Origin of the sequence: Kosakonia sp. 1610, from assembly GCF_050435845.1 — a bacterium.
GTDB lineage: Bacteria > Pseudomonadota > Gammaproteobacteria > Enterobacterales > Enterobacteriaceae > Kosakonia > Kosakonia cowanii.
The window spans coordinates 132,476-158,522 of sequence record NZ_JBNDKZ010000004.1; the positions used below are offsets into that span (position 1 = coordinate 132,476).

Below are 26,047 nucleotides of genomic sequence, written 5' to 3' on the forward strand. Positions count from 1 at the left end.
AACGGCGCGCTTTTTTTGTTCTAACCCTTAGCGCTTCGTGAGCGCCAGCCGAATACCTAGCGCAATAAACGTGGTGCCGACAATGCGGTCGAGCAGCTTTTGCAGGCCCCTGTTTTGCGAAACCGCGCCCGCCGCACTGCCTGCCAGCAGGGCGAAAGTGATATCGGTCAGGAACGCAATTAGCGCGTAAGCGAAGCCAAGAATAAGAAATGAGGCAGCATGCTGATTGCCATCCGCCACCACGAACTGCGGGAAGAATGAGATAAAGAAGAGCAGCACTTTCGGGTTGGTGAGCGTGGTGATAAACCCACGGGAGAGCAGCGTGCGGGTGGTCGCTTTCGCTTTGCTGGGCGCACTCTCCTCGCCCTCAACGCGCGGTTTGGCGAATGTGCCGAGGATCATCTTACTGCCGAGGTAGAGCAGGTAGGCTGCGCCGAGGTATTTAATTACCGTAAACATCAGCGGTGAGGCGGTGATCAGCGCCGTTAACCCGACGGCGCTGGCCACGGCATGCGTACAACTGCCCAACGCCACCCCCGCCGCGGAGATCACCCCGGCGCGACGCCCGTTAGCCACGCTTTGCCCGATGACATAAGCCATGTCCGGCCCTGGCGTCACCGATAACAGAAAAACTGACAGGGCAAACAGCCCAAAATGTGTAATATCCAGCATCACTCCCTCCCTATTCAGAAGCATAAGTTAACATCGGAATGAGGCAGTAATCCATACCTGGAATGAATAGTTATGCCGCCAGAAGAATAGTTATGCTTTTCATAACTGACCTCTGATGGCACTTAATAGGGATGAAAATTGTGAAGACGGTTGAAATATTACAATACACCTTGCGTCCGGGAAGCGGCGCGGCGTTTCACGCCATCATGCAGGAGATCAGCGTTCCCCTGCATCAGCGCCACGGCATTGATGTCGTGAGGTTTGGCAACTCATTGCACGATCCCGATTGCTACTGCCTGATCCGCGCTTTTGCCAGCCCGGAAAGTATGGCTGCGGTGCTGGAGGCCTTTTATGCCAGCGATGCGTGGCGCAGTGGCCCGCGAGAGGCGATTGTGAGCAGCATTGAAACGAGCCTGAAAACGGTTATGACGCTGTCGCCGGAAGGTGTGGAAGGGCTGCGATAACTACCAGAGCCAGGGGAATGACATCCGGGCGGTGTCAGGCATAATTCGTGCTGATTCAGATTCCCATATCCGCAGATAAGCTCACTTTTCAGAGAGACGCTATGAATACCAGGGCACTGTTTTTAGGTTTTTTTCTGTTTGCCGGCTCGCTGAATAGCGCGATGGCGGACAGCTGCCGGTCTAACATTTTTGGCGGAGAGGATTGCCGCTATGACGATGGCACAACATCCAGCAGCCGCTCCAACATTTTTGGTGGGCAGGACACGAAATATAGCGACGGAAGAACCTCAAGCAGCAGAGCCAATATCTTTGGCGGCCAGGATACGAAAAACAGCGACGGTAGCTCTTCCAGCAGCCGCGCCAATATCTTTGACGGCCAGGACACGCAAAATAGCGATGGTAGCTCCTCCAGCAGTCGCGCGAATATCTTCGACGGTCAGGATACGAAAAACAGTGATGGCAGCTCTTCCAGCAGCCGTTCCAATATCTTCGGCGGCCAGGACACCACACATAATTAATCGCTTTCCGGCATCAGTGCTGACGGGCGACGTGCTGCCTGGCGGTGCTGGTGCCGCGACGCTTCGCTTTACCCGCCCGCTGTAACGGCAATAAAATCTGGCCGCAATAAGCGTCATTATATAAACGTGAAGGATGCGTTGCAGAAAGCAGGGAAATGAAGAGAGAGAAAATGCTGGAGCGGGCGAAGGGAAATCACCCCCGCTCCAAAGATCTCGTAATCCCATGGATTTATTAACAAAAACTTGATGCATTGTAGGAGATTTTTGTAGGGGGAACTACAACTTTCTTACAATGCCATCCCTCAAAGCGGACAGTTTTCGAGACTCCGGCAAAAGTAATAGTTCTTTGAAGATGCAACAGAAATACGATTTAACTCACGTACTTTATGAACATTGATCTTAGTATCTGGAGTATTAGCAAAGAACACATGCTGAGGAGACACTGGAATAAAAGGCGTTAAACCATCACTATCTCCAGGATAGTAATCAGCAGCTAAAAACTCCCCCTTAGCAGCCGTCCATAATCCCCATCTTATTGGTTTCATGAAATGGCTAGCTTTATCGATCATCATTTGTATCTCAATACCTTTAGCGAAGTGATGCGAAAGTTCTCCACCTTCTGCAATAAATATTGCGTGCTTACTTTCCACAATCTCTTGCTGATCGATAGTTAACCCCCCTCCTGTAACACCATTAAGTAGTAAATCTTTTTTCTCATCATCTCTTGCAGACCCTCTAAGGCGCCACAAATGGAAATAACGAGTTATAGCGTCATGATTTCTATTTATGATGGTGGTATCAATACTATCGATCACCTCAAAAAATGCGGTTTCTATACTATTCATATAACCTTTTTCAGCACGTTGATCCCAAGCTCTTTTTGCACAAAAAATCGCGGCATCTGGCTTACGCTGCACCCATTGCGAAACTGATTTATCAAAAACGGAAATCTTGTTGTTTGCGTTGGCAAACTTTTTTATACAGTGTGCCGCATGGATATGTTGATCAACAGATAACTGATGAGGGTTTCTTTTTTGGACTCTTCTAAAAGTTGGCTGTGTCATGGTCTCTCTTTATCTTAAAGTGATACGGAACGCCTATGTAACGCACCTGTATTTCGAGGTTTTTTCGCCCTTCCAGAAGCAAGAAGTATGTTCAACCGGGGACAGTCAATCGTCTATATATACTGTTCATTCATACAGAATCCAGAATTTATAAACTTATACCTGACGCTACTTTCTCAGTTTGTCCCAACGCACCGCTGACACAATGCCCCAGTTGCCACTGGCATTGGGCCTACGCCATTTTGCTGTCTCCATGCTACGGAGATACTCAAGAGCTTCAGAAAACGTGCCAAAACGCTTCTGAGCCGCTTTATCACCTACGCCAAACGAGCCATCACGGGTGCTCGCCAAACCGGAGTGAAAACAGGAACCATCGGCTGCGTATGGAACCAACAGTTCCGGATCGTTATCTTCTGATGAGTCAGACGCTAACAACTGCCACGGCTCAACATTGAGAGCGTTAGCCAGCACCTCAACCGCATCCAGAGACGCATTAGAACCACCGCGTTCAATGCGGCTCATATAGCTACGTGCGAATCCACACCGATCAGCAAACGCTTCCTGGCTCATTCCGGTGGCAATGCGCAGTTCTTTTACCCGCTCGCCAAACTGTATTCTCAGAGATTTTTTCATGCACTGAATGTGCAATTTTGACCACTGTAAGGCCACGCTCCCTATGAGACATTTTGAATCCATCCTCACGTCAGCGAGCTTAGTCACTCGCATTCATCGCCTGTATCATGACAATCCTTGTTGATTCAAAAAAAAACACCAATAGGGACATTTAAAACCCGATAAGTATGATGATCGTCATCGGTTGGGCATCACCAGCGTTCGCTATCAGGCGCGATGTGGTTTGGAAAGTGAGGGAATCATGGCGGGAGCAGACTTTTTATTACCGATTGCAGCGGGAGCCGCGCTTAGCTGGGCCAGCTATAATGTGGTCGCTCATGTTGTATCAAAACGGCAGATCAGCACGCTTCGCGCAATTGCATGGGGGGGCTCTGGGCACTCTCTCATTGGTGCTGGGCGTATGCGCCTTTTCCGCTGTAGGTGCAGAACAACCGCTAACAAAACAAAATGCCTTATGTTCAGGTAACAGCCCGGAATGCTATGCGAAAACGCACCACAACCCGGTCAAGGGGTGCAAACAGGTAATGGATGAGAAAGCGAATTTTCGCCATGTGTGGCAGGAAAGCGAAGCGCAATCAGTTTTCAACACTTACCTATGGCACGATGAGACAAAGAGAACGATGCAGGCATTTGGACAACGGGCTAAGGCAATCAACAGGCTGGGAATGCAGACCCCACTGCAATACTGTTGTATTTTCAACGCCAACACTGGGGACGTTATCGCGGCCTCCTTTGAATAATTTGAAGCAGATTTGACTTTAGGAGGTCAATATGCATATGGAGTTATCGATATAAAAAAGGTAGTCTCCTAAAACACAAGCACTCACATTTATTATGATAGGAAGCAAGGCATGCAAAATTTAATATTCATTGTAGAAGAAGAACTATTTGATGAGAACTCCACTGAAGATATTATCACCACTTTAATTACTAACGGAGAAGAAATTGAACTTGAAAAAACGGCAAGGAATAGCAAAAACGCCTCAGCGATAAAAAACCGAAAAGAAATAGAAGACAAAGAAAATAATATTTTAAATAATCAATTTGCAAGTTTATCACTTGCTATAGCAGCCCGATTACTCCCATTGCCTATTGCAGTCCTCGTTAACGCAGCTCCAGCCGCATACTCATTATATCAATTATTCTCAAAAAAAGATGAAGGTGATATTTCAGCAGTCAACCTTAAACAATCAGCAAATTCATTTGATAAATATTTAAAACGTATAAGCATAACACCAGAAATGGCAGCGCATAAAAATTACCATTTTCAACCTGGGCACCCTCAAGTTAACTTAGCATATATTAGGCATCCACTTTCAGAATATAACGAAACTAAAAAAAACTTATACATCCCAAGTGATAACCTTGATGATATTTTACTACAAGAACGTGAAGCCGAAATGGTTAGAGTATTTGTAACCCTAGGTGCAACCAAGATTGAATTTCATAAAGAAAGCTTAGAAAAAAAATCAAATTCAGTAAGAGCAAAACTGGAGGGTGGCATTCCTTACGGTTCAGGCGAGGCCGAAATATCAACTAATTCAGCCTCTATAGGAATTGATACAAATAAACGAGTAATTAAATTATCTGAACGTGAATGGAAGCAAGACACGCAAATAGATAGGTCACAGTTTAGTTGGTTATCATTTGAGCCTTCATGGGAGGCAATTGTATTTGCAAGAGAAAACGGTGGATGTCTTAGTGCAGAGTTAGAACTGAAAAAGAAAACTGTTTTTTCTTCAAGCCAAGAGGGGAAAGCAGGAATTGGTGCCAATCTGTTTAATGGTTCGGCAAGTGCAGGAGTGACACTTAATAATGAGGAAGACGAAATTTATACGGTGCATATAGAATTTAGCAAACCTGTTTAAAATTCACATCAAATTTTAGAGTTAACTTAAACAATCGCTGACGGCTATCGATTACTTATTGCAATAGCTGTCAGCTAGCAGCCACATAAAATAACCCATTCAATAACTCAAACAATAGCCACTATCGTTGCTCTAGAAACGCCGTATTTACGCGCTAAAGCACTGACACTGGTTCCAATATTCTTTTTCTCGATAATCGATCTACGGGCTTCTGTGGCGACTTTGGACGGTCTTCCCAGCTTCTTCCCTTCGACTTTTGACCGCGACAAACCCGCTTGGGTCCGCTCAATCAGCAGATCACGATCCATCTCCGCAACCGCTGCCAGCATAAAAGGATTCAGAGCTTACGGCTGGTCATCATCCCCCTACCGGTGAGGTTCAGTATCGGTGCTTTCTTCATCCTCCATCATGGATTCGATAAAAGCCCGTTGCTCTGGTGTCAACTCCAGCTCATCCAACCGCTGCTGGAGTTCGACATTCTGGCGCTTCCCTGCGTATTTTTTTTTGCCGTAGCCCATGTCCGGCCCGATTTTAGTATTAGGATTAATCTCAGACTATCAATCATGCCGGGTCGGTTCAACCAGTAGCGGACATTCAGTTATTCAGTTCCTTAGTTAGTTCTGCTTCACCAGTAGCAGCATCAAAGCGCAGGTAAAAGAGATCACTATTCATCTGCTCAGGCTTCATCCATATCTCCGCCTCCTTCGAACCGCCTTTCTGTCTGGTGTAGCCCAGCTTAGTCAAATAAGCCCTCAATACCCCGACGTCAGATACTCCCCTAAAAATGATCGTGCTTGACGGGGCGTATCCATCTCCGGGGTGCGATTCAAAGTAATAATCGTTCGATATACGCGGAGCCTTTTCAATATCTTTATCAGTCAGGGAGTGATAATTGAAATAATCATTTTCAGTGTATGTGGTAGCTTCATTGATACCGGATGCAACAAAATAGACAAATAGCCAGCAGAGGATAACAACCGTAATTAATACCAAGACGCTCCATTTAAAGAATTTACGAATCATCACTTCACCTTTGTGTAACCAAGTGACATTCCATTGTCTGTAATAACTTTGACAACACCAGAGGTAAGATCGTCCCACGGCCTCAGACATGTCATAAAATGCGGTAGGTTCACCGTATACGGCTGGTGACGCACACACGGATCTTCCGGGTCAGGGAACAGAATCGGACGGAAACCATGATTTTTATGGGAACCAATAGCACCGTAATGATCCCAGCGACGAACAGCGGCATCATAACTGACAGGTTTAAGGCGGTAGCCGTACCGTCCCGGCATGATAGCTCGATGGAATCCGAACAGATCAGAAACCAAGTCTTCACCACTAAAGCCACTATCAGTGTACCAAGAGAAAGCTCGTAGGCTTTGTAAGCCTTCAAATCGAGCTGCTGTGTTCATCATCATCGCCAGCATGATTCTGTTAATGTCTTCGGTACTCCGGCCACGTTTAATCTCCCAACGAGAGAACTTGCCTACGCCGAATTGTGAATTGAATTTCACAAAGTGCATATCCTGCCGATACATCACTATGTAGGAAGGCTTACCGCTACGCTCCCCCGCGATAAACTGGCTTTTAAGCTCCATGATATCACTACCACGAGCATGCCCCATGTCAACCCAGCCAAGCACCTCAGTATAAACGATCCCCTGCGCAAAACGTCAAACTGCTCCCCATCCTTTATCTCCGCTCTGGTGCTCATTTTTCCATCTCCTTGATAGATTTATGTTGCCAATGTTATAGCCTATTTTTAAGCCAGTCCAGACGGCAGGAAAAGCAAGCCTAATGCCCGATTGGTGATACAACATCAAGCGGAGCGCAGCGACATCATCAGGGTTATATCAGACAGCGGGGTTTATCAGGGCGCTCGTGTATCGCTAAGGAACCGTGAGCCAGACAGAGACAGAGCCTGCATATCGTTCGCAGGTACGAAATCACCATAAACCTGTTTATCCCCTGCAACATCATCTCGACGCGTGGCATAAAGGAGCATCGGGCGAAATGCGCCTCGCTGTAAGTCTCAGGGAATCGTGCCGTGTGTGCGGCTTTCTGTTCATGTTGGGCTATCGCGGGATGACCAGTGGAACGACCGCCAGCGCTTTGCTAAACGCCCTGTTCACCGTTCAAAAAATCGCGGCAACTATCAGGGTAAATAGCGGTGCTTTGGTCACATTGCCTTAGATCTAACTCGTTGAGTCATAAGACTTTTAAAGGACTGGAGCGGGCGAAGGGAATCGAACCCTCGTATAGAGCTTGGGAAGCTCTCGTTCTACCATTGAACTACGCCCGCTTTTGAAGTGCTCAGGCATTATAGACCTTACATCGCGTCTGACAACCCACCGATGCGCTAACAGGTTAATTTCTCGCCTGTTAGCGCGCAGATTAACACTTCGGTACGCTGCCCTGCGGCGGTAAGTAGCGCAGCGGATCGATGGCCGTCGCGCGATAGCGCAGCTGGAAGTGCAGGCGCACGGAGTCGGCATCGCTGCTGCCCATGGTGGCAATCTTCTGCCCGGATTTAACGCTCTGGCCGTTATTCACCAGCAGCGTCTCATTGTGCGCATAGGCGGTGATGTAATCTTCGCTGTGCTTAATCATGATCAGGTTGCCATAGCCGCGTAGCTGGCTGCCGACATAGACCACTTTCCCGGCACCGGCGGCGTAGATCGGCTGCCCGCGCGACCCGGCGATATCAATACCTTTATTACCGCCATCAGAGTTGGAATAGGTGAGGATCACTTTCCCGCTGGTCGGCCAGCGCCAGCAGCGCTGCCCAACGGGCGGCCAGGAGGCTTGCGGCACCGACGAAGAAGGCCGCGCTTTCGCCAGCTTGCCGGAGGAGGAGCCTTTCGACGCCCCTTTCACCTTCAGCCGTTGCCCCACTTCGATGGTGTAGGGCGGCGAAATGCCGTTCATGCTCGCCAGCTCTTTTACACTGGTGCCGGTGATGCGCGAAATGCGGTACAGGGTATCGCCGCGCTTGACCGTGTAGGTCGCGCCTGCGTAGCTTCCGGTCGAATTATTCCCCGCACAGCCCGCCAGTAGCAGCGAAAATGCCAGGCATATGACCATGCAAAATGGGTTTCTCATCAGGCGTCCTGCGCGCAAAACCATTCCTCGAATAAATTAACTGGCGACATATCATAGCAGCCATACGTGGGATGCCAACCCTTTCACAGGGCAATAAAAAAGCCCCGGCGCGTGAACGTCGGGGCTTCTGGCGATTAGCGGTTATTTAACCGGACGCATCGCCGGGAAGAGGATCACGTCGCGGATGGTGTGGCTGTTGGTAAACAGCATTACCATACGGTCGATACCGATGCCCAGACCCGCTGTCGGCGGCAGACCATGCTCCAGCGCGGTGACATAGTCTTCGTCATAGAACATCGCTTCGTCATCGCCCGCGTCTTTCGCTGCTACCTGGTCGGCGAAGCGCTTGGCCTGATCTTCGGCATCGTTCAGCTCGCTAAAGCCGTTACCGATTTCACGGCCGCCGATAAAGAACTCAAAGCGGTCGGTGATTTCCGGGTTGTCGTCGTTACGGCGCGCCAGCGGAGAGACCTCTGCCGGGTATTCGGTGATGAAGGTCGGCTGAATCAGGTGCGCTTCAGCCACTTCTTCAAAGATCTCGGTCACGATACGGCCCAGACCCCAGCTCTTCTCAACTTTGATACCGATGCTTTCAGCAATCGCTTTCGCGCTGTCGAAGTTATCCAGATCGCCCATCTCGGTTTCCGGACGGTACTTCTTGATCGCTTCGCGCATGGTCAGCTTCTCGAACGGCTTACCGAAGTCGAACACCTGCTCGCCGTAAGGCACCTCGGTGGTGCCGAGAATATCCTGCGCCAGCGTGCGGAACAGGGATTCGGTCAGCTCGATCAAATCTTTGTAATCCGCATACGCCATATAGAGCTCCATCATGGTGAACTCTGGGTTATGGCGTACGGAGATGCCTTCGTTACGGAAGTTACGGTTGATTTCGAACACGCGATCGAAGCCGCCGACCACCAGACGCTTGAGATAAAGCTCCGGCGCGATACGCAGGTACATGTCGAGATCGAGCGCGTTGTGATGGGTGATAAACGGACGCGCAGAGGCACCGCCCGGGATCACCTGCATCATCGGCGTTTCCACTTCCATAAAGTCGCGGTTGACCATGAACTGGCGAATGCCGGCCATGATGCGGGAGCGAATTTTGAAGGTGTTGCGCGACTCTTCGTTAGCGATCAGATCGAGGTAGCGCTGACGATAGCGCGCTTCCTGATCCTGCAGGCCGTGAAACTTGTCCGGCAACGGGCGCAGGGCTTTGGTCAGCAGACGCAGCTCGGTGCAGTGGATCGACAGCTCGCCGGTCTTGGTCTTGAACAGCTTGCCGCGCGCGCCGAGGATATCGCCGAGATCCCATTTTTTGAACTGCTCGTTGTAGATGCCTTCCGCCAGATCGTCGCGGGAAACATAGAGCTGAATACGACCGCCCACATCCTGCAACGTGACAAAGGAGGCTTTGCCCATAATGCGGCGCGTCATCATACGACCCGCAACGGCAACTTCGATGCCGAGCGCTTCCAGCTCTTCATTCTCTTTGCCGTCGAATTCGGCGTGCAGCTTGTCAGAGGTCTGGTCACGACGGAAGTCGTTCGGGAACGGAACGCCCTGCTCGCGCAACAGCGCCAGCTTCTCACGGCGGGTTTTCAGTTCATTATTAAGATCGACTGCCGCGTCAGCGCCCTGTGCTTGTTGTTCAGACATGTTGGTTCCTCATAGCCCTGCTTTCAAACTTGCTTCAATAAATTGATCCAGGCTGCCGTCCAGCACCGCCTGCGTGTTGCGGGTTTCAACCCCGGTGCGCAGATCTTTGATGCGGGAGTCATCCAGGACATAAGAACGGATCTGGCTGCCCCAGCCGATGTCGGACTTGGTATCTTCCATCGCCTGCTTCTCGGCATTTTTTTTCTGCATCTCCAGTTCATAAAGCTTCGCTTTCATCTGCTTCATGGCCTGGTCTTTGTTTTTATGCTGAGAGCGGTCATTCTGGCACTGCGTGACCAACCCGGTCGGAATGTGGGTAATACGCACCGCGGATTCAGTACGGTTAACGTGCTGACCGCCCGCGCCGGAGGCACGGTAAACGTCGATACGCAGGTCAGCCGGGTTGATTTCGATATCGATATCGTCATCCACTTCCGGGTAGACAAACGCGGAGCTGAACGAGGTGTGGCGACGGCCGCCGGAGTCAAACGGGCTTTTACGCACCAGACGGTGCACGCCGGTTTCGGTACGAAGCCAGCCGTAGGCGTAATCACCAATGATCTTGATGGTAACGGATTTGATCCCCGCCACTTCACCTTCGGACTCTTCGATGATTTCGGTTTTGAAGCCGCGTGCTTCGGCCCAGCGCAGATACATGCGCGTCAGCATGCTGGCCCAGTCCTGCGCTTCGGTACCGCCGGAGCCAGCCTGAATATCGAGGTAGCAGTCGGCGCTGTCGTACTCGCCGGAGAACATGCGGCGGAATTCAAGCTGCGCCAGCTTCTCTTCCAGCCCGTCCAGCTCGGCGACGGCCTCGTTGAAGGTCTCTTCATCGTCGGCTTCAACGGCCAGTTCCAGCAGGCCCGCAACATCTTCCAGCCCCTGGCGCATCTGATCCAGCGTCTCAACGATAGCTTCGAGCGAGGAGCGCTCTTTGCCGAGCGCCTGTGCGCGCTCTGGTTCATTCCATACGTCCGGCTGTTCCAGCTCGGCGTTTACTTCTTCCAGACGCTCTTTCTTGGCGTCATAGTCAAAGATACCCCCTAAGAACGTCGGAGCGCTCCGTGAGGTCCTGAATGCGATTTTTTACCGGATTAATTTCAAACATGGTCTGTTTTCTTTTATTGGACTTGTCAAAAAGCGGTGATAAGGGCGAGATTCTACCGGATCTATGCCCTTATTTGTAGCGAATAGTGGCGCTAAAGTGGCCAGAGGTTTTCGATGATCAGCTGCACGCTACGGTTGCCGCGAAACTCGTTAACATCGAGTTTATAAGCGATTTTCACCTGCCGTACGCCGTTGTCCGGCCAGATGGCGGTATCAACGTTAAAGGCGATCCCGTCGAGCAGCGGACCGCCGCCAACTGGCTCCAGCATCACTTTTAAATGCCGCTCGCCCACCAGCCGCTGCTGCAACAGGCGAAACTCGCCGTCGAACATCGGTTCCGGGAACATCTGCCCCCACGGGCCCGCCTCGCGCAGCATCTCTGCCACTTCAAGCGTCATCTCCTGGGCGCTAAGCGGCCCGTCGGAGAGAATTTCGCCCTGCAACAGCGCCGGGTCGAGCCACTCGGTGACCAGATCGCCAAAGCGCTGCTGGAAGGCGTCAAAATTGGCCTCTTCAAGCGTTAATCCGGCCGCCATCGCGTGGCCGCCGAACTTCAGCATCATGCCGGGGTAGAGCGTGTCGAGCCGCTCCAGCGCATCGCGCATATGCAGCCCCTGAATGGAGCGCCCGGAGCCTTTCAGCACGCCTTCACCGGCGGGCGCAAAAGCAATTACCGGGCGATGAAAGCGCTCTTTAATGCGCGAAGCCAGAATACCGACCACGCCCTGATGCCACTCGGGATGGTACATCGCCAGCCCGCCGGGCAGCGTCTCACTGCTGCGCTCAAGCTGCTCGCACAGGGTCAGCGCTTCCGCCTGCATGCCCTGTTCAATCTCTTTGCGCGTCTGGTTGAGCGCGTCGAGATCGCTTGCCAGTTGGCGCGCTTCGCCGAGGTTGTCGCACAACAGCAGCGCTACGCCGACGGACATATCATCCAGACGCCCGGCGGCATTGAGGCGCGGGCCGAGTGCGAAACCGAGATCGCTTGCCGCCAGTTTGTGCGCCTCGCGGTTGGCAATCTCCAGCAGCGCTTTAATACCCGGTCGACAGCGGCCGGCACGAATACGGCTCAGCCCCTGCCAGGTCAAAATACGGTTATTGGCATCCAGCGGAACGACGTCCGCCACCGTGCCCAGCGCCACCAAATCGAGCAGCTCAGCAAGGTTTGGCATCGCGATGCCGCGCGCCTCAAACCAGCCGTTGTCGCGCAGGAAGGCGCGCAGCGCCAGCATCAGATAGAAGGCAACGCCAACGCCTGCCAAAGATTTCGACGGGAAGTCACAGTCGCGCAGGTTGGGGTTAACAATCGCCTCGGCCTCGGGCAGCGTGTCGCCGGGCAGGTGGTGATCGGTAACGACAACCGGAATACCCAATTCATGCGCACGGGCAACGCCCGCATGGGAGGAGATGCCGTTATCCACGGTCAGGATCAGCTGCGCGCCGCGGGCATGGGCCTGATCGACCACTTCCGGGCTGAGGCCGTAGCCATCATCAAAGCGGTTCGGCACCAGGTAGCTGACGTTGTCGCAGCCCAACGAGCGCAGCGCCAGCACGCTCAGCGCGGTGCTGGTTGCGCCGTCGGCGTCAAAATCCCCGACCACGATAATGCGCAGCCCTTCGCGCATGGCGTTGTAGAGGTGCGTAACCGCATCATCGATGCCGGTCAGCTGCTGCCAGGGAAGCATCCCTTTTACGCTGCGTTCCAGATCGCGGTCGCTCTTCACGCCGCGGCTGGCATATAAGCGACGCAGCAGCGGCGGGAGCGAATCCGCCAGCACTGCCGCGTCATCCACCTCACGGCGGCGAAGTTGTATCTCAGCTTTCACGGGAATTACTTACCGCCCGTCGCTTTCTGGTGCTGGTCGAGGAAGGCTTTCATCTCGGCGGGTGCCTGGTAGCCCGGCACAACGTAGCCATCGTTCAGCACAATGGCTGGCGTACCGTTTACGCCAAACTGCACGCCCAGCGCGTAGTGGTTAGCGATGCTGATATCGCAGCTGGCAGGCTTAACGCCTTTGCCTGCCATTGCATCATCAAAGGCTTTCTTCGGATCTTTCGCGCACCAAATCGCCTTCATCTCTTTTTCCACCTCGCTCGGCACGCCCTGGCGCGGGAAGGCGAGGTAACGCACGGTAATACCCAGTGCGTTGTAGTCGGCCATTTCGCTGTGCAGCTTCTGGCAGTAGCCGCAGGTGATGTCGGTAAAGACGGTGATGACGTGCTTCTCTTGCGGCGCTTTGTAGACAATCATCTCTTTTTCCAGCGCGTTGAGATGCGGCAGCAGCATTTTGCTGGTGACATTGACCGGCTGCGCGCCGCTGACGTCATACATCGGCCCCTGAATAATATGTTTGCCATCTTCGGTGACATAGAGCACGCCGCTGTTGGTCATCACGGCTTTCATTCCGGCAACGGGAGCGGGCATGATGTCGGAACTCTGTACACCCAGCTTCGCCAGCGACTGCTTAATCGCCGCATCATCGGCATGGGCCGCGCCGGTGAACGCAGCCAGCAGGGTGAACATGATTAAACCTTTTTTCATAACAGATCCTTAGATTGTCAGCACTCACGCCCGCGGGTGGTGCTGTTGATGAAGCTTGCGCAGCCGCTCGGTGGCGACATGCGTGTAAATTTGCGTTGTCGAGAGATCCTGGTGCCCCAGCAGCATCTGTACCACGCGCAGATCCGCGCCGTGGTTGAGCAGATGCGTGGCAAAAGCATGGCGCAGGACGTGGGGCGAGAGCTTTTCGCTGTCGATCCCCGCAAGCACCGCGTAGTGCTTGATGCGATGCCAGAAGGTCTGGCGCGTCATCTGCTGGCCGCGCTGGCTCGGGAACAGCACATCGATCGAAGCACCGTTCAGCAGCCACGGACGCCCATATTCAAGATAGTGCTCAACCCAGTAGATCGCCTCTTCGCCCAGCGGCACCAGGCGCTCTTTGTTGCCTTTACCAATAACACGCAGCACGCCCTGGCGAAGGCTGATATCGCTCATCGTCAGCCCCACCAGCTCCGTCACGCGAAGACCGGTCGCATACAACACCTCAAGCATGGCTTTATCGCGTAACTCCAGCGGTTGGTCAACCACCGGTGCCTGTAACAACCGCCCAACCTGCGTTTCGCTTAAGTCTTTCGGCAGGCGCTGCGGCAGCTTAGGGGAGGCCAACTGGGCGCTCGGGTCATCCTGGCGCAGCTTTTCGCGGTAGAGATACTGGAAAAAACGCCGCACGGCGCTCAGCAGACGCGCCGAACTCGTGGCTTTATAGCCCCCTTCGACGCGTTCGGCGAGCAGCGCTTGTAGCTCATCGCTCTGCGCGCGCTCCAGACTGCTGCCCCGATGATGAAGCCACTCCACGACGCCCTTCAGATCGCGACGATAGGCGCTGAGGGTGTTTTCCGCCAGGTTGTTCTCCAGCCAGAGCGCATCAAGAAATTGTTCGATACGTGCGAGATCTTCTTCCATCCGCCCTCTCCTTCTCTCAATCGCTGCATTATGCCTGATTGAGACCTGATTCTGGTACACTGCGTGCAAAGACACATCAAGAACCGAGATGTTTACGTTATGAATATTGGTCTGTTTTATGGTTCCAGCACCTGCTACACCGAAATGGCAGCGGAGAAGATTCGCGACATTATCGGGCCGGAACTGGTCACGCTACACAACCTGAAAGACGATGCTCCCGCCCTGATGGAGCAGTATGATGCGCTGATCCTCGGCATTCCGACCTGGGATTTTGGCGAACTGCAGGAAGACTGGGAGGCCGTCTGGGAGACGCTCGACACGCTCAACCTTGATGGCAAAATTGTGGCGCTCTACGGTATGGGCGACCAGCTCGGCTACGGCGAATGGTTCCTCGACGCGCTGGGCATGCTGCATGACAAGCTGGCACCGAAAGACGTTAGCTTCGTCGGCTACTGGCCAACCGAAGGCTACGAGTTTACCAGCAACAAACCGGTTATTGCCGACGGGCAGCTGTTTGTCGGCCTGGCGCTGGATGAGACCAACCAGTATGACCTGAGCGACGCGCGCCTCGAAGCCTGGTGCGAGCAGATCCTGACGGAGATGGCAGAGCGCTTCGCCTGATCCCTGCGACGTTGCCTTTAGTGCAGTCCCTGCGCCGGTTTTTGTAAAATCATCCGGCGCAGATCGCGCCACTCCTGCGCATCCATACTGTCTGATGCCAGCCAGAGATGCTGCCGACGCCCATCTTCTTCGCGACGCAAACGCAGAATCATCCCGCTACGCAGCATCCAGGGCGTACCGACAATATCCCACTCTTCGCCCTGCCAGCGCAGGCGGGAATCCATCAGCAGCTTAATCTCGCCATGACAGGCGTTGATGCGCCGTTGGCTCCGTACGGAGTCAAACACCACCAGCGAAAGCAGCAGCAGCCATACCGGCGTGTAGCTCAGCGGCCAGGGCATCAGCAAGATGAGTGCGGCTACGAATCCATGGAGCAATAAGGAGAGCCACTGTGCGCGCCAGGAGACGCGTAACTCAGATTGCCACAGGACCACGATCCCGATTCCGTGTCTGGATTAACTGCACCATTCTTTGCAACTCCGCATCCTGTGGCTTGCCGTGGTTCATAAGCCAGTTAAATAAATCGGGATCGTCATTTTCCAGCAGGCGGACAAAGAGACGCTTGTCATCATCGCTTAGCGAATCGTACTCATGTTCGAAAAAAGGCATGATGGAAATATCGAGCTCGCGCATTCCGCGACGGCACGCCCAGTGAATACGGGCCTTGTTAGTAATATCCATGTGTATCTCCCTGTTCGGCATGATGGGCACATTGTAACGTGTTTTTAATATATCTTTTGCGGAATATTTCACTGCACGGGCTGGCTTCCAGAATAATTCGCCTTCTCTGCAACGATTTCATTCCGCTGCGTAATATCTCGCAAGGCCATCACAATGGCACAAATCGCATGCTTTATCGCTTGCAATGGACACCGGCTCTTTTACCATTAACACCCAACACAGCGTTAAGCTAATCAGGACATTAATATGGCTTTTACTCCTTTTCCTCCGCGCCAGCCGACCGCCTCTTCACGTCTGCCGCTGACGCTTATGACGCTCGATGACTGGGCGCTGGCAACCATTACCGGGGCCGATAGCGAGAAGTATCTGCAGGGCCAGGTGACGGCAGATGTCTCGACACTGGCGGCCAATCAGCATCTGCTGGCGGCGCACTGTGATTCTAAAGGCAAAATGTGGAGCAATATGCGGTTGTTCCACGATAAAGAGGGGTTCGCGTGGCTGTTGCGCCGCAGCGTGCGTGAAACCCAGCTGCGCGAACTGAAAAAGTATGCCGTCTTCTCCAAAGTGACTATCGCTGCGGACGACGAGCGCGTTCTGCTTGGTGTAGCCGGTTTCCAGGCGCGGGCCGCGCTGGCGAATCTTTTCTCCACCCTGCCGGAGAGCGAAAATCAGGTCGTGCAGGAGGGTGAAACCACGCTGCTGTGGTTTGCGCACCCTGCCGAACGCTTTCTGTTAGTGACCGATGCCGCCACGGCCGAAATGGTCACCGAGAAGCTGCGCGGCGAAGCCCAGCTCAATAACAGCCAGCAGTGGCTGGCACTGAATATCGAAGCGGGTCTGCCGGTCATTGATGAAGCGAATGTCGCGCAGTTTATTCCGCAGGCGACCAACCTGCAGGCGCTGGGCGGCATCAGCTTTAAGAAAGGGTGCTATACCGGCCAGGAGATGGTGGCGCGAGCAAAATTCCGCGGGGCCAATAAACGCGCGCTGTGGTACCTGGCAGGAACCGCCAGCCGCGTTCCGGAAGCGGGAGAAGATCTCGAGCGTAAGATGGGCGACAACTGGCGTCGTACCGGCACCGTACTGGCTGCCGCACAGCTGGATGACGGGCGCGTGATTGTTCAGGTGGTGATGAATAATGACATGGAGCCGGACAGCGTGTTCCGCGTGCGCGAGGATGCTAATACGTTGAGCATAGAGCCGCTGCCCTACTCGCTCGAAGAGTAAGCGGTTCTGAGCCGGGCAAGGCATCTGCCCGCCCGGCCACCACGCAGGGTTTAAATCTGGCCGACGTAAAGATAGATGGCGAGGAAGTGGCAGACGCTCCCGCCAAGGACAAAGCCGTGCCAGATGGCATGGTTGTAGGGAATACGTTTACAGACGTAAAAAATGACGCCAAGCGAGTAGATCAGGCCGCCCACGGCAAGCAGCGTGACGCCGCCCGGTGAAAGACGCGTGGCAAGCTGGTAAATCACCACCAGCGAGAGCCAACCCATCGCCAGATAGGTGACCAGTGACAGCACCTTAAAGCGGTGCGCGATCGTCAGCTTAAACAGGATGCCCAGCAGCGCGAGGCCCCAGATCACCACCATCAGCCCGCGTGCCAGCGGTGAATCCAGGCCGACCAGCAGGAACGGCGTGTAGGTACCCGCAATCAGCAGATAGATGGCGCAGTGGTCAAATTTCTTCAGCCATATTTTGGCGCGTGGATGCGGAATGGCGTGGTAGAGCGTCGACGCCAGAAACAGCAGGATCATGCTGCCGCCGTAAAGCGCGTAACTGGTGATGGCAAGGGTGCTGGCATGGGCGTCAACTGCCTGTCCCAGCAGCAGCACCAGCCCGACAATCCCGAACACCAGCCCGATACCGTGGCTGATGCTGTTGGCAATCTCCTCTGCCAGTGTATATCCCTGTGCGATTAATGGTTTTTTGACCATAGGTAACTCCAGGAGAACTCAAAAACGTTGCGCTACTAGAGTAACTGAGAATAATTCCAGTGCACACCTGTACGCTAAAATATTTCGCCTATCCATACCCCACTGCCTGCGGATCGGCTAAAAGTCGGGGCGCGCGCGCCGCAGTTGTGGCAGCATGAGGCACATTTGCAGGCAGGCCCGCTAAGGGCTGGCTACATTATCAGCAGCAAAGGACACCGCCGTGACGATGTTTACCCACTCCGCCATCGCCAGCCTCAACACCCTGGAGATGATGGTCTACAACTTTGTGGTCAAAAACCGCGACAAAGTGATGTACATGACGATCCGCGAACTGGCCTACGCGGCGGGCGTCTCGACCACCACGGTGCTGCGCTTTTGCCGCAAGCTTAACTGCGAGGGGTATTCGGAATTTCGCGTGCGCTTTAAATTGTATCTGGAGCAGAACGAGCCGCCGCAGGCTAATTTCGGTGCCAGCGAAGTGATCAGCTTTTTTAAAAGCGTTAATAACGACGAATTCGATAAATTACTCGATAGCACCGTCGACATCATATTATCCTCCGAGCGTATTATCTTCGTCGGAGCGGGCACTTCGGGGGCGCTGGCTAAATATGGCGCACGATTTTTCTCAAATATTGGCAAATTCAGTAACCATATTGACGATCCCTATTTCCCGGTGACCAACGATATGGCAAAAAACGCGCTGGCAATTGTGCTCTCTGTCTCCGGCGAAACTGAGGAGATCCTGCGTTTTGCCAGCCAGTTCAGTTTGCATCACTGCAAAGTTCTCTCCATTACCAGCCATGAACATTCCCGTCTGGCGAAACTGGCGGATTACAATATCTCCTGGCACGTGCCGCAAATGCGTATTTCCGGCGGGTACGATATTACGACGCAAATCCCGGTGGTTTATATTCTCGAGTCGCTGGGACGTAAACTGGCGAAGAAAATAGCATAAAAAAACAGGGTGTTTTTTCGGTGTAACAAATTACCGCAGCGGCAATTTGTTATATCGTGACATTCATTTCCCCTTTGCTAGACTCGTTGGCAGCCAATATGACGAGAAGAGCAACGATGAAAAAATTGACCTTACCGAAAGATTTCTTGTGGGGCGGCGCCGTTGCCGCGCATCAGGTAGAAGGCGGCTGGAATAAAGGCGGCAAAGGCCCGAGCATCTGCGACGTACTGACCGGCGGCGCACACGGCGTCCCGCGTGAAATCACCCAGCAGGTGGAAGCGGGAAAATATTACCCGAACCATGAAGCCGTCGATTTTCATGGTCATTACAAAGAGGACATCAAACTCTTTGCCGAGATGGGCTTCAAATGTTTCCGAACTTCAATTGCCTGGACCCGCATCTTCCCGCAGGGCGATGAGTTGCAGCCCAATGAAGAGGGTCTGAAGTTCTACGACGATGTGTTCGATGAGCTGCTGAAGTACAACATCGAGCCGGTCATTACCCTCTCTCACTTTGAGATGCCGCTGCACCTGGTTCAGGAGTACGGCGGCTGGACCAACCGTAAAGTGGTTGATTTCTTTGTGCGTTTCGCCGAAGTGGTGTTTGAGCGCTACAAGAACAAGGTCAAATACTGGATGACCTTCAACGAGATCAACAACCAGCGCAACTGGCGCGCGCCGCTGTTCGGCTACTGCTGCTCCGGCGTGGTCTATACCGAGCACGAAAACCCGGAAGAGACGATGTACCAGGTGCTGCATCACCAGTTTGTCGCCAGCGCGATGGCGGTGAAGATTGGTCACCGCATTAACCCGTCGATGCAGATTGGCTGCATGCTGGCGATGGTGCCGCTCTATCCCTTCTCCTGTAAGCCTGAAGATGTGATGTATGCGCAGGAATCAATGCGCGAGCGTTATGTCTTTACCGATGTTCAGCTGCGCGGTTACTACCCCTCCTACGTACTTAACGAGTGGGAGCGTCGCGGCTTTAACATCAAAATGGAAGCCGGTGATGAAGCGATCCTGCGCGAAGGGTGCTGCGACTACCTGGGCTTCAGCTACTACATGACCAATGCGGTAAAAGCCGAAGGCGGCTCGGGTGATGCGCTCTCCGGTTTCCAGGGCAGCGTGCCGAACCCGCATGTGAAAGCCTCCGACTGGGGCTGGCAGATTGACCCGGTTGGCCTGCGCTACGCTCTTTGCGAGCTCTATGAGCGCTACCAGAAACCGCTGTTTATCGTTGAAAACGGCTTTGGCGCGTACGACAAAGTCGAAGAGGATGGCAGCATTAACGATGATTACCGCATCGATTATCTGCGCGCGCATGTGAAAGAGATGGTCGAAGCCGTCACCTATGATGGCGTGGATCTGATGGGTTACACCCCGTGGGGCTGCATTGACTGCGTCTCCTTCACCACCGGACAGTACAGCAAACGTTACGGCTTTATCTACGTGAACAAGCACGACGACGGCACCGGCGATATGTCACGCTCACGCAAGAAGAGCTTTAACTGGTACAAGGAAGTGATCGCCAGCAACGGCGAGAACGTGTGATCGATTGAGGCGTTGCCGGATGGCGGCTGCGCCTTATCCGGCCTGGGACGGGTTTGCACCACGCCTGGCTTTGCCGGATGGCGGCTGCGCCTTATCCGGCCTACGACGGATTGCACCACGTTTGGCGTTGCCGGATGGCGGCTGCGCCTTATCCGGCCTGCAACGGTTCCGATACGTAGGCCTGATAAGCGAAGCGCCATCAGGCATAAAAACGCTACTTTCCCCCGGCTAGATCGATAAAGCTTCCTGTCACATAGGAGGCTTTATCGCTTAACAGCCAGGCAATCGCCTGCGCCACCTCTTCCGGCTGCCCGCCGCGCTGCATTGGAATGGCGCTGCTGACGCGATCGACGCGTCCCGGCTCGCCGCCGCTGGCATGCATCTCCGTATAAATAAACCCCGGACGCACGCCGTTTACGCGGATGCCGCTTGCTGCGACCTCCAGCGACAGACCGCTGGTTAACGTATCCACCGCCCCTTTTGACGCCGCATAATCAACATACTCTCCCGGCGATCCAAGCCTTGCCGCAGCTGACGAAACATTCACAATCGCGCCGCCCTGTCCGCCATGCTGCGTCGACATGCGCTTTACCGCTTCGCGACAGCAGAGGAAATAACCCGTCACATTGGTCGCCAGCACCTGGTTGATACGTGCCGCACTCAGTGCCTCTACCCGGCTCTGCTGAAACAGAATACCGGCATTATTGACCAGCGCGGTCAGCGGCAGCCCCTCTTCGTCAATACGCGCAAACATCGCCTCAACCTGACTTTCATCGCTGATATCCGCCTGCACCGCAAACGCCTTGCCGCCCCGGGCCAGGATCTCTGCCACCACCTCATCGGCGGCGTCGCGCTGGCGATGATAATTGACTGCCACGGTGTAGCCCTCTTGCGCCAGTAACCGCGCGGTGGCGCGACCAATTCCACGGCTTGCGCCGCTCACTAAGGCAATTACCATGCTTTTCTCCCAAATAGAAAGGGCGCCGAAGCGCCCTTAAAAGATAGTGTGATCAAGCGATTATTGATATTCGCTCATCGGCACGCAGGAACAGAAAAGATTCCGGTCGCCATAAACATCATCCAGACGTTTCACGGTCGGCCAGTATTTATTGACTGCGCCCGCCGGGAAGACCGCCAGCTCGCGGCTGTAGGCGTGGTTCCACTCGCTCACCAGTTCATGCTGGGTGTGCGGCGCATTGACCAGCGGGTTATCCTCCAGCGCCCATTCGCCCTGTTTCACGCGCTCGATCTCAGCACGGATCGCCAGCATCGCGTCGATAAAGCGATCCAGTTCGACTTTGCTTTCAGACTCTGTCGGTTCAACCATCAGCGTACCGGCAACCGGGAAGGACATGGTCGGCGCATGGAATCCGTAGTCAATCAGGCGCTTGGCGATATCCAGCTCGCTGATGCCGGTCTCCTCTTTCAGCGGGCGAATATCGAGAATGCACTCATGCGCCACACGTCCATCACGGCCGGTGTAGAGCACCGGGAAGGCCTCTTTCAGGCGGCTGGCGATATAGTTGGCGTTGAGGATCGCCACCTGGCTCGCCTTTTTCAGACCTTCGGCGCCCATCATGCGGATATACATCCAACTGATCGGCAGGATCGACGCACTGCCAAACGGTGCGGCGGAAACCGCGCCCTGACGCGTCAGCATGCCTTCAATTTGCACCACGCTGTGGCCCGGAACAAACGGTGCCAGATGCGCTTTGACGCCAATCGGCCCCATGCCCGGGCCGCCGCCGCCGTGCGGGATACAGAAGGTTTTATGCAGGTTGAGGTGCGACACATCGGCACCAATAAAGCCCGGCGAGGTAATGCCGACCTGCGCATTCATGTTCGCGCCATCAAGGTAAACCTGGCCGCCAAACTGATGCACCACTTCGCACACTTCGCGGATCGTCTCTTCATAGACGCCGTGCGTTGACGGGTAGGTCACCATAATGCAGGAGAGGTTTTCGCCCGCCTGCTCCGCTTTCGCACGCAGATCGGCCAGATCGATGTTGCCATTCTTATCGCAGGCTACAACCACCACCTGCATGCCCGCCATCTGCGCCGAAGCCGGGTTGGTACCGTGGGCAGAGCTTGGGATCAGGCAGATATCGCGATGCCCTTCATTGCGGCTTTCGTGGTAGTGGCGGATCGCCAGCAGACCGGCGTATTCACCCTGTGCGCCGGAGTTCGGCTGCATACAGAGCGCATCGTAACCGGTCAGTTTCACCAGCCAGTCGGAGAGCTGCGCAATCATCTGGTGATAACCTTCCGCCTGCTCCGGCGGGCAGAACGGGTGCAGTTCCGCAAATTCCGGCCAGGTGATCGGGATCATCTCCGCTGCGGCGTTAAGCTTCATGGTGCAGGAGCCTAGCGGGATCATCGCCTGGTTGAGCGCCAGATCTTTGCGCTCAAGCGAGTGCATATAGCGCATCATCTCGGTTTCGCTGTGGTAGCGATTGAACACCGGGTGTGTAAGGATCGCATCGTCACGCACCATTTCAGCCGGCAGAGAGCGGCTGTCGAGGGCCACCTCTTTATCCAGCGCGTCGATCTCAAGGCCATGTGCGTCGCCGAGCAGAACGCTGAACAGCGCCAACACATCGTCGCGGGTGGTGGTTTCATCCAGCGTAATGCCTACGGCGTTAAGAATGTCGCTGCGCAGGTTGATTTCATGGGCTTCCGCACGCGCTAACACTGCGGCTTTATCCGCGACTTCAACGCAGAGCGTGTCGAAATAGTGCGCGTGACGCAGTTTCAGGCCGCCGCGCTGCAGGCCAGCAGCGAGAATGTCGGTCAGGCGATGGATGCGCCCGGCAATGCGTTTCAGCCCTTCCGGGCCGTGGAACACCGCATAGAGGCTGGCGATATTGGCCAGCAGCACCTGCGAAGTACAAATATTGGAGTTAGCTTTCTCACGGCGAATATGCTGCTCGCGGGTCTGCATCGCCATGCGCAACGCCGTGTTACCGGCCGCGTCTTTGGAGACGCCGATAATGCGCCCCGGCATCGAGCGTTTGAACTCATCTTTCGCGGCAAAGAAGGCGGCATGCGGGCCACCGTAGCCCATCGGCACCCCGAAGCGCTGCGCGGAGCCGAAAACAATATCGGCACCCTGTTTACCCGGCGCGGTCAGGTGCACCAGCGCCATCAGATCGGCGGCAACGCTGACCACGATTTTGCGTGATTTTAACTCGGCAATCAGCGCGCTGTAGTTGTGCACTTCGCCGGTGGTGCCCACCTGTTGAAGCAGCACGCCAAAGAGATCCTGGTGATCGAGGGCTTTCTCTGCCTCATCGACAATCACCTCAAAGCCGAAGGTTTCCGCACGGGTGCGCACCACATCCAGCGTTTGCGGGTGGATATCAGCCGCGACGAAGAAGCGGTTCGCGCCTTTCAGTTTGCTGACGCGTTTTGCCATCGCCATCGCTTCAGCGGCGGCGGTCGCTTCATCCAGCAGCGAAGCGGAGGCGATATCGAGGCCGGTCAGATCGAGCGTGACCTGCTGGAAATTGAGCAGGGATTCAAGACGCCCCTGCGACACTTCCGGCTGATAAGGAGTGTAAGCGGTGTACCAGCCCGGGTTCTCCAGCATATTACGCAGGATCACCGGCGGCAGCTGCACGGCGGTGTAACCCATGCCAATGTAAGACTTAAAGCGCTTGTTACGGCGGGCCAGGGTTTTCAGTTCAGCGAGCGCGGCATATTCGGTGGTGGACTCCCCCACCTGCGGCGGTGCGGCGAGCTGAATATCTTTCGGCACGATCTGCCCGATCAGCGCGTCGAGCGATTCTGCACCAACGCTGTTCAGCATCTCCTGCTGTTGCGTGGTGTCCGGGCCAATATGCCTGCCGATAAACGCGGCGTGATGTTCAAGCTGGCTTAAAGTCTGAGTCATGAGCGAGGGTTCCTGAAACGTGCGGTAATAGATAAAACGAAGATCTGGCTTGCCGGAAAGCGTGACGCTTCACCGGCCTGTTGATGGACGTAAAGGTTGGCCGGAGACGCGTCGCGCCATCCGGCACACCATTATTCGTCTTCTAACAGGGCGCTGTAGCCGGTTGCGTCTAACAGCGCTTCGACTTCTGCCTCATCGTTGGCCTTGATTTTGAAGATCCAGCCTTCACCATACGGCGCGCTGTTCACCAGCTCCGGCGAGTCATTCAGGCTGTCGTTGACCGCAACGATTTCACCGCCAATCGGTGCATAAATATCGGATGCCGCTTTTACCGACTCCGCCACGGCGCAGTCATCGCCAGCGCTAACGGTGGTGCCGACGTCCGGCAGGTCAACAAACACCATATCGCCCAGCAGCTCTTGCGCATGCTCGGTGATACCAACGGTGTAGCTGCCGTCCGCTTCTTTACGCAGCCACTCGTGTTCTTTGCTGTATTTCAGATCGCCTGGTACATTGCTCATTGTTTTCTCTCCAGAAAAATAACGTTACGCGACCGCTTTGCCGGCGCGCACAAAAACAGGTTTGGTCACTTTGACCGGCATTTCGCGGTTGCGGATCTGCACTACGGCGGTCTCACCGATCCCTGCCGGAACGCGGGCCAGCGCAATGCTGTAGCCAAGCGTCGGCGAGAAGCTGCCGCTGGTGATCACCCCTTTCTGCACATTGCCCTGCGCATCGGTGAAGTGCACCGGCAGTTCATTACGCAATACGCCTTTTTCGGTCATCACCAGGCCAACCAGCTGCTCGGTGCCTTTTTCGCGCTGCTGCTCAAGGGCATCACGTCCGATAAAGTCGCGATCCTGCGGCTCCCAGGCGATGGTCCAGCCCATGTTGGCCGCCAGCGGCGAGACGCCTTCATCCATCTCCTGCCCGTAAAGGTTCATGCCCGCTTCCAGGCGCAGCGTATCGCGCGCGCCGAGCCCGCAGGGTTTTACGCCCGCATTCAGCAGGCCTTGCCAGAAGTCGGCGGCTTTTTCATTCGGCAGGGCAATTTCATACCCGGCTTCACCGGTGTAACCGGTGGTGGCAATAAAGAGGTCGCCCGCTTCCACGCCGAAGAAGGGTTTCATGCCAGAGACCGCTGCGCGCTGCGCGTCGGTAAACAGGCTGGCGGCTTTCTCCTGCGCATGCGGGCCCTGCACCGCGATCAGAGAGAGATCGTCGCGCACGGTGATGTCGATGCTATAAGGTTCGGCGTGTTGGGAAATCCAGGAGAGGTCTTTTTCGCGGGTGGCGGAGTTAACAACGAGGCGGAAGAAATCTTCGGTGAAGTAGTAGACGATCAAATCATCAATCACGCCGCCCGAGGCATTAAGCATACCGCTGTAGAGCGCTTTGCCGGGCTTGGTTAACTTCGCTACATCATTTGCCAGCAAATAGCGCAGAAATTCGCGGGTCCGGCTGCCTTTCAGGTCAACGATGGTCATGTGAGAGACATCAAACATGCCAGCATCGGTGCGCACCGCGTGGTGCTCATCAAGCTGCGAGCCGTAATGCAGGGGCATCATCCAGCCGTGGAAGTCGACCATGCGGGCGCCGCATTGAGTATGTTGTTCAAATAAAGGGGTCTGCTGAGCCATCTTTTCCTCATCGAATACGCTGAGCTATCACGTTTTTCGCAACGCCTTTCCGGCGGCAAAAAGCGTGTCGATGCCCTGTTACAGGCGGTGACGCAAACGTTCTCTTTGGCCTGAACTTATCACCGAAAGGTGCGCTTAACCATAAGGAAAAACCGGTCATCACATTAGCTTATGACCAAATTGCCCTGAGATAACTGTAGTGAAATATAGCGAAA

Annotated in this window: 25 protein-coding genes, 1 tRNA gene and 3 pseudogenes; 8 read left to right on the forward strand and 21 right to left on the reverse strand. The window is 54.4% G+C overall.

Annotated elements, in window-relative coordinates; all coding sequences use genetic code 11:
* Nucleotides 1-27 precede the first annotated feature (27 nt).
* Nucleotides 28-672, reverse strand: a complete 645-nt coding sequence (locus ABIC80_RS13690) for a LysE family translocator (RefSeq protein WP_429177503.1) — start codon at nt 670-672, stop codon at nt 28-30.
* A gap of 140 nt (nt 673-812) precedes the next feature.
* Between ABIC80_RS13690 and ABIC80_RS13695 the strand changes: the two genes are divergently transcribed.
* Both ABIC80_RS13695 and ABIC80_RS13700 read left to right on the forward strand, forming a co-directional pair.
* Nucleotides 813-1,136, forward strand: coding sequence for an NIPSNAP family protein (locus ABIC80_RS13695; protein WP_326899887.1), 324 nt, complete (start codon nt 813-815; stop codon nt 1,134-1,136).
* Between the two features lie 47 nt (nt 1,137-1,183).
* Nucleotides 1,184-1,654, forward strand: coding sequence for a hypothetical protein (locus ABIC80_RS13700; protein ID WP_420028319.1), 471 nt, complete (start codon nt 1,184-1,186; stop codon nt 1,652-1,654).
* 302 nt (nt 1,655-1,956) lie between these two features.
* Here ABIC80_RS13700 and ABIC80_RS13705 read toward each other — a convergent pair whose 3' ends face one another.
* Nucleotides 1,957-2,718, reverse strand: a complete 762-nt coding sequence (locus ABIC80_RS13705) for a hypothetical protein (protein WP_429177505.1) — start codon at nt 2,716-2,718, stop codon at nt 1,957-1,959.
* Nucleotides 2,719-2,886: 168 nt separating this feature from the next.
* Entirely contained in the window at nt 2,887-3,351 is a 465-nt protein-coding gene (locus ABIC80_RS13710; RefSeq protein WP_429177507.1) for a helix-turn-helix domain-containing protein, read from the reverse strand.
* A gap of 241 nt (nt 3,352-3,592) precedes the next feature.
* Between ABIC80_RS13710 and ABIC80_RS13715 the strand changes: the two are divergent.
* Nucleotides 3,593-4,091 (forward strand): annotated as a pseudogene (locus tag ABIC80_RS13715) (hypothetical protein).
* A gap of 111 nt (nt 4,092-4,202) precedes the next feature.
* Entirely contained in the window at nt 4,203-5,219 is a 1,017-nt protein-coding gene (locus ABIC80_RS13720; RefSeq protein ID WP_429177509.1) for a hypothetical protein, read from the forward strand.
* Nucleotides 5,220-5,326: 107 nt separating this feature from the next.
* Here the strand turns inward: ABIC80_RS13720 and ABIC80_RS13725 are convergent.
* The 11 genes and pseudogenes from ABIC80_RS13725 to xerD all read right to left on the reverse strand — a co-directional run.
* Nucleotides 5,327-5,548: pseudogene (locus tag ABIC80_RS13725) on the reverse strand (recombinase family protein); the annotation flags it as partial.
* A gap of 36 nt (nt 5,549-5,584) precedes the next feature.
* A complete protein-coding gene (locus ABIC80_RS13730) occupies nt 5,585-5,737 on the reverse strand; it encodes a hypothetical protein (RefSeq protein ID WP_429177510.1) in 153 nt (50 codons plus the stop codon).
* 76 nt (nt 5,738-5,813) lie between these two features.
* Nucleotides 5,814-6,242 carry a hypothetical protein gene (locus ABIC80_RS13735; protein WP_288882074.1) on the reverse strand — a complete coding sequence of 143 codons (429 nt, stop codon included), beginning with the start codon at nt 6,240-6,242 and terminating at the stop codon, nt 5,814-5,816.
* Nucleotides 6,242-6,939, reverse strand: a pseudogene (locus ABIC80_RS13740) (hypothetical protein). The gene ABIC80_RS13735 and the pseudogene ABIC80_RS13740 overlap by 1 nt, the downstream one beginning before the upstream one ends.
* Before the next feature lie 514 nt (nt 6,940-7,453).
* Nucleotides 7,454-7,527 (reverse strand) — tRNA-Gly (locus ABIC80_RS13745).
* 92 nt (nt 7,528-7,619) lie between these two features.
* The gene (gene actS / locus ABIC80_RS13750; RefSeq protein WP_128482148.1) at nt 7,620-8,351 is read right to left on the reverse strand and encodes an amidase activator ActS; all 732 of its coding nucleotides are present in this window, start codon (nt 8,349-8,351) and stop codon (nt 7,620-7,622) included.
* 117 nt (nt 8,352-8,468) lie between these two features.
* On the reverse strand, nt 8,469-9,986 hold the full coding sequence (lysS, locus tag ABIC80_RS13755) for a lysine--tRNA ligase (RefSeq protein WP_076769171.1): 1,518 nt from the start codon (nt 9,984-9,986) through the stop codon (nt 8,469-8,471).
* A 9-nt stretch (nt 9,987-9,995) separates the two neighbouring features.
* Nucleotides 9,996-11,094 (reverse strand): peptide chain release factor 2 gene (prfB, locus tag ABIC80_RS13760; protein WP_124967331.1). Its coding sequence is split into 2 segments (ribosomal slippage): nt 9,996-11,018 and nt 11,020-11,094, totalling 1,098 coding nucleotides; the frame shifts between segments, so codons are not numbered across the junction.
* A gap of 91 nt (nt 11,095-11,185) precedes the next feature.
* On the reverse strand, nt 11,186-12,919 hold the full coding sequence (gene recJ / locus ABIC80_RS13765) for a single-stranded-DNA-specific exonuclease RecJ (RefSeq protein ID WP_124967330.1): 1,734 nt from the start codon (nt 12,917-12,919) through the stop codon (nt 11,186-11,188).
* Between the two features lie 5 nt (nt 12,920-12,924).
* On the reverse strand, nt 12,925-13,635 hold the full coding sequence (dsbC, locus tag ABIC80_RS13770) for a bifunctional protein-disulfide isomerase/oxidoreductase DsbC (RefSeq protein ID WP_042718296.1): 711 nt from the start codon (nt 13,633-13,635) through the stop codon (nt 12,925-12,927).
* A 24-nt stretch (nt 13,636-13,659) separates the two neighbouring features.
* Nucleotides 13,660-14,556 (reverse strand): site-specific tyrosine recombinase XerD, encoded by an 897-nt coding sequence (xerD, locus tag ABIC80_RS13775; protein WP_023480693.1) that lies wholly within the window; start codon nt 14,554-14,556, stop codon nt 13,660-13,662.
* 99 nt (nt 14,557-14,655) lie between these two features.
* Between xerD and fldB the strand changes: the two genes are divergently transcribed.
* Nucleotides 14,656-15,177, forward strand: a complete 522-nt coding sequence (gene fldB, locus ABIC80_RS13780; RefSeq protein ID WP_429177512.1) for a flavodoxin FldB — start codon at nt 14,656-14,658, stop codon at nt 15,175-15,177.
* A gap of 17 nt (nt 15,178-15,194) precedes the next feature.
* On the opposite strand, the gene ABIC80_RS13785 is transcribed toward fldB, so the two are convergent.
* Nucleotides 15,195-15,611, reverse strand: coding sequence for a protein YgfX (locus tag ABIC80_RS13785; RefSeq protein WP_042718300.1), 417 nt, complete (start codon nt 15,609-15,611; stop codon nt 15,195-15,197).
* A complete protein-coding gene (gene sdhE / locus ABIC80_RS13790) occupies nt 15,592-15,858 on the reverse strand; it encodes an FAD assembly factor SdhE (protein ID WP_023480982.1) in 267 nt (88 codons plus the stop codon). The genes ABIC80_RS13785 and sdhE overlap by 20 nt, the downstream gene beginning before the upstream one ends.
* 246 nt (nt 15,859-16,104) lie before the next feature.
* Here sdhE and ygfZ point away from each other — a divergent pair, with 246 nt between their 5' ends.
* The gene (ygfZ, locus tag ABIC80_RS13795; protein WP_200134952.1) at nt 16,105-17,085 is read left to right on the forward strand and encodes a tRNA-modifying protein YgfZ; all 981 of its coding nucleotides are present in this window, start codon (nt 16,105-16,107) and stop codon (nt 17,083-17,085) included.
* 50 nt (nt 17,086-17,135) lie between these two features.
* Here ygfZ and trhA read toward each other — a convergent pair whose 3' ends face one another.
* Nucleotides 17,136-17,795 carry a PAQR family membrane homeostasis protein TrhA gene (gene trhA / locus ABIC80_RS13800; protein ID WP_263753980.1) on the reverse strand — a complete coding sequence of 220 codons (660 nt, stop codon included), beginning with the start codon at nt 17,793-17,795 and terminating at the stop codon, nt 17,136-17,138.
* 226 nt (nt 17,796-18,021) lie between these two features.
* Between trhA and ABIC80_RS13805 the strand changes: the two genes are divergently transcribed.
* On the forward strand, nt 18,022-18,750 hold the full coding sequence (locus ABIC80_RS13805; RefSeq protein WP_429177640.1) for a MurR/RpiR family transcriptional regulator: 729 nt from the start codon (nt 18,022-18,024) through the stop codon (nt 18,748-18,750).
* 116 nt (nt 18,751-18,866) lie between these two features.
* Nucleotides 18,867-20,300, forward strand: a complete 1,434-nt coding sequence (locus ABIC80_RS13810; RefSeq protein ID WP_270221491.1) for a 6-phospho-beta-glucosidase — start codon at nt 18,867-18,869, stop codon at nt 20,298-20,300.
* Nucleotides 20,301-20,514: 214 nt separating this feature from the next.
* On the opposite strand, the gene ABIC80_RS13815 is transcribed toward ABIC80_RS13810, so the two are convergent.
* From ABIC80_RS13815 to gcvT, 4 genes are all read right to left on the reverse strand, one after another.
* Nucleotides 20,515-21,258: an SDR family oxidoreductase gene (locus tag ABIC80_RS13815; protein WP_429177514.1), complete on the reverse strand. Its 744-nt coding sequence runs from the start codon at nt 21,256-21,258 to the stop codon at nt 20,515-20,517.
* A gap of 60 nt (nt 21,259-21,318) precedes the next feature.
* Nucleotides 21,319-24,192, reverse strand: a complete 2,874-nt coding sequence (gcvP, locus tag ABIC80_RS13820) for an aminomethyl-transferring glycine dehydrogenase (RefSeq protein ID WP_429177516.1) — start codon at nt 24,190-24,192, stop codon at nt 21,319-21,321.
* A gap of 131 nt (nt 24,193-24,323) precedes the next feature.
* Nucleotides 24,324-24,713: a glycine cleavage system protein GcvH gene (gene gcvH / locus ABIC80_RS13825; protein WP_023481002.1), complete on the reverse strand. Its 390-nt coding sequence runs from the start codon at nt 24,711-24,713 to the stop codon at nt 24,324-24,326.
* A gap of 24 nt (nt 24,714-24,737) precedes the next feature.
* Nucleotides 24,738-25,832 (reverse strand): glycine cleavage system aminomethyltransferase GcvT, encoded by a 1,095-nt coding sequence (gene gcvT, locus ABIC80_RS13830; RefSeq protein WP_429177518.1) that lies wholly within the window; start codon nt 25,830-25,832, stop codon nt 24,738-24,740.
* Nucleotides 25,833-26,047: the final 215 nt, after the last annotated feature.

Excerpts from the sequence above, each read along its gene's own strand:
- gcvH (WP_023481002.1), bottom strand. The coding sequence starts at position 24,713 with ATGAGCAATGTACCAGGCGATCTGAAATACAGCAAAGAACACGAGTGG.
- trhA (WP_263753980.1), bottom strand. The coding sequence starts at position 17,795 with ATGGTCAAAAAACCATTAATCGCACAGGGATATACACTGGCAGAGGAG.
- ABIC80_RS13735 (WP_288882074.1), bottom strand. The coding sequence starts at position 6,242 with ATGATTCGTAAATTCTTTAAATGGAGCGTCTTGGTATTAATTACGGTT.
- gcvP (WP_429177516.1), bottom strand. The coding sequence starts at position 24,192 with ATGACTCAGACTTTAAGCCAGCTTGAACATCACGCCGCGTTTATCGGC.
- sdhE (WP_023480982.1), bottom strand. The coding sequence starts at position 15,858 with ATGGATATTACTAACAAGGCCCGTATTCACTGGGCGTGCCGTCGCGGA.
- ABIC80_RS13730 (WP_429177510.1), bottom strand. The coding sequence starts at position 5,737 with ATGGGCTACGGCAAAAAAAAATACGCAGGGAAGCGCCAGAATGTCGAA.
- dsbC (WP_042718296.1), bottom strand. The coding sequence starts at position 13,635 with ATGAAAAAAGGTTTAATCATGTTCACCCTGCTGGCTGCGTTCACCGGC.
- ABIC80_RS13810 (WP_270221491.1), top strand. The coding sequence starts at position 18,867 with ATGAAAAAATTGACCTTACCGAAAGATTTCTTGTGGGGCGGCGCCGTT.
- ABIC80_RS13690 (WP_429177503.1), bottom strand. The coding sequence starts at position 672 with ATGCTGGATATTACACATTTTGGGCTGTTTGCCCTGTCAGTTTTTCTG.
- ABIC80_RS13705 (WP_429177505.1), bottom strand. The coding sequence starts at position 2,718 with ATGACACAGCCAACTTTTAGAAGAGTCCAAAAAAGAAACCCTCATCAG.
- ABIC80_RS13805 (WP_429177640.1), top strand. The coding sequence starts at position 18,022 with ATGTTTACCCACTCCGCCATCGCCAGCCTCAACACCCTGGAGATGATG.
- ABIC80_RS13720 (WP_429177509.1), top strand. The coding sequence starts at position 4,203 with ATGCAAAATTTAATATTCATTGTAGAAGAAGAACTATTTGATGAGAAC.
- gcvT (WP_429177518.1), bottom strand. The coding sequence starts at position 25,832 with ATGGCTCAGCAGACCCCTTTATTTGAACAACATACTCAATGCGGCGCC.
- lysS (WP_076769171.1), bottom strand. The coding sequence starts at position 9,986 with ATGTCTGAACAACAAGCACAGGGCGCTGACGCGGCAGTCGATCTTAAT.
- actS (WP_128482148.1), bottom strand. The coding sequence starts at position 8,351 with ATGGTTTTGCGCGCAGGACGCCTGATGAGAAACCCATTTTGCATGGTC.
- ABIC80_RS13710 (WP_429177507.1), bottom strand. The coding sequence starts at position 3,351 with ATGAAAAAATCTCTGAGAATACAGTTTGGCGAGCGGGTAAAAGAACTG.
- fldB (WP_429177512.1), top strand. The coding sequence starts at position 14,656 with ATGAATATTGGTCTGTTTTATGGTTCCAGCACCTGCTACACCGAAATG.
- ygfZ (WP_200134952.1), top strand. The coding sequence starts at position 16,105 with ATGGCTTTTACTCCTTTTCCTCCGCGCCAGCCGACCGCCTCTTCACGT.
- xerD (WP_023480693.1), bottom strand. The coding sequence starts at position 14,556 with ATGGAAGAAGATCTCGCACGTATCGAACAATTTCTTGATGCGCTCTGG.
- ABIC80_RS13815 (WP_429177514.1), bottom strand. The coding sequence starts at position 21,258 with ATGGTAATTGCCTTAGTGAGCGGCGCAAGCCGTGGAATTGGTCGCGCC.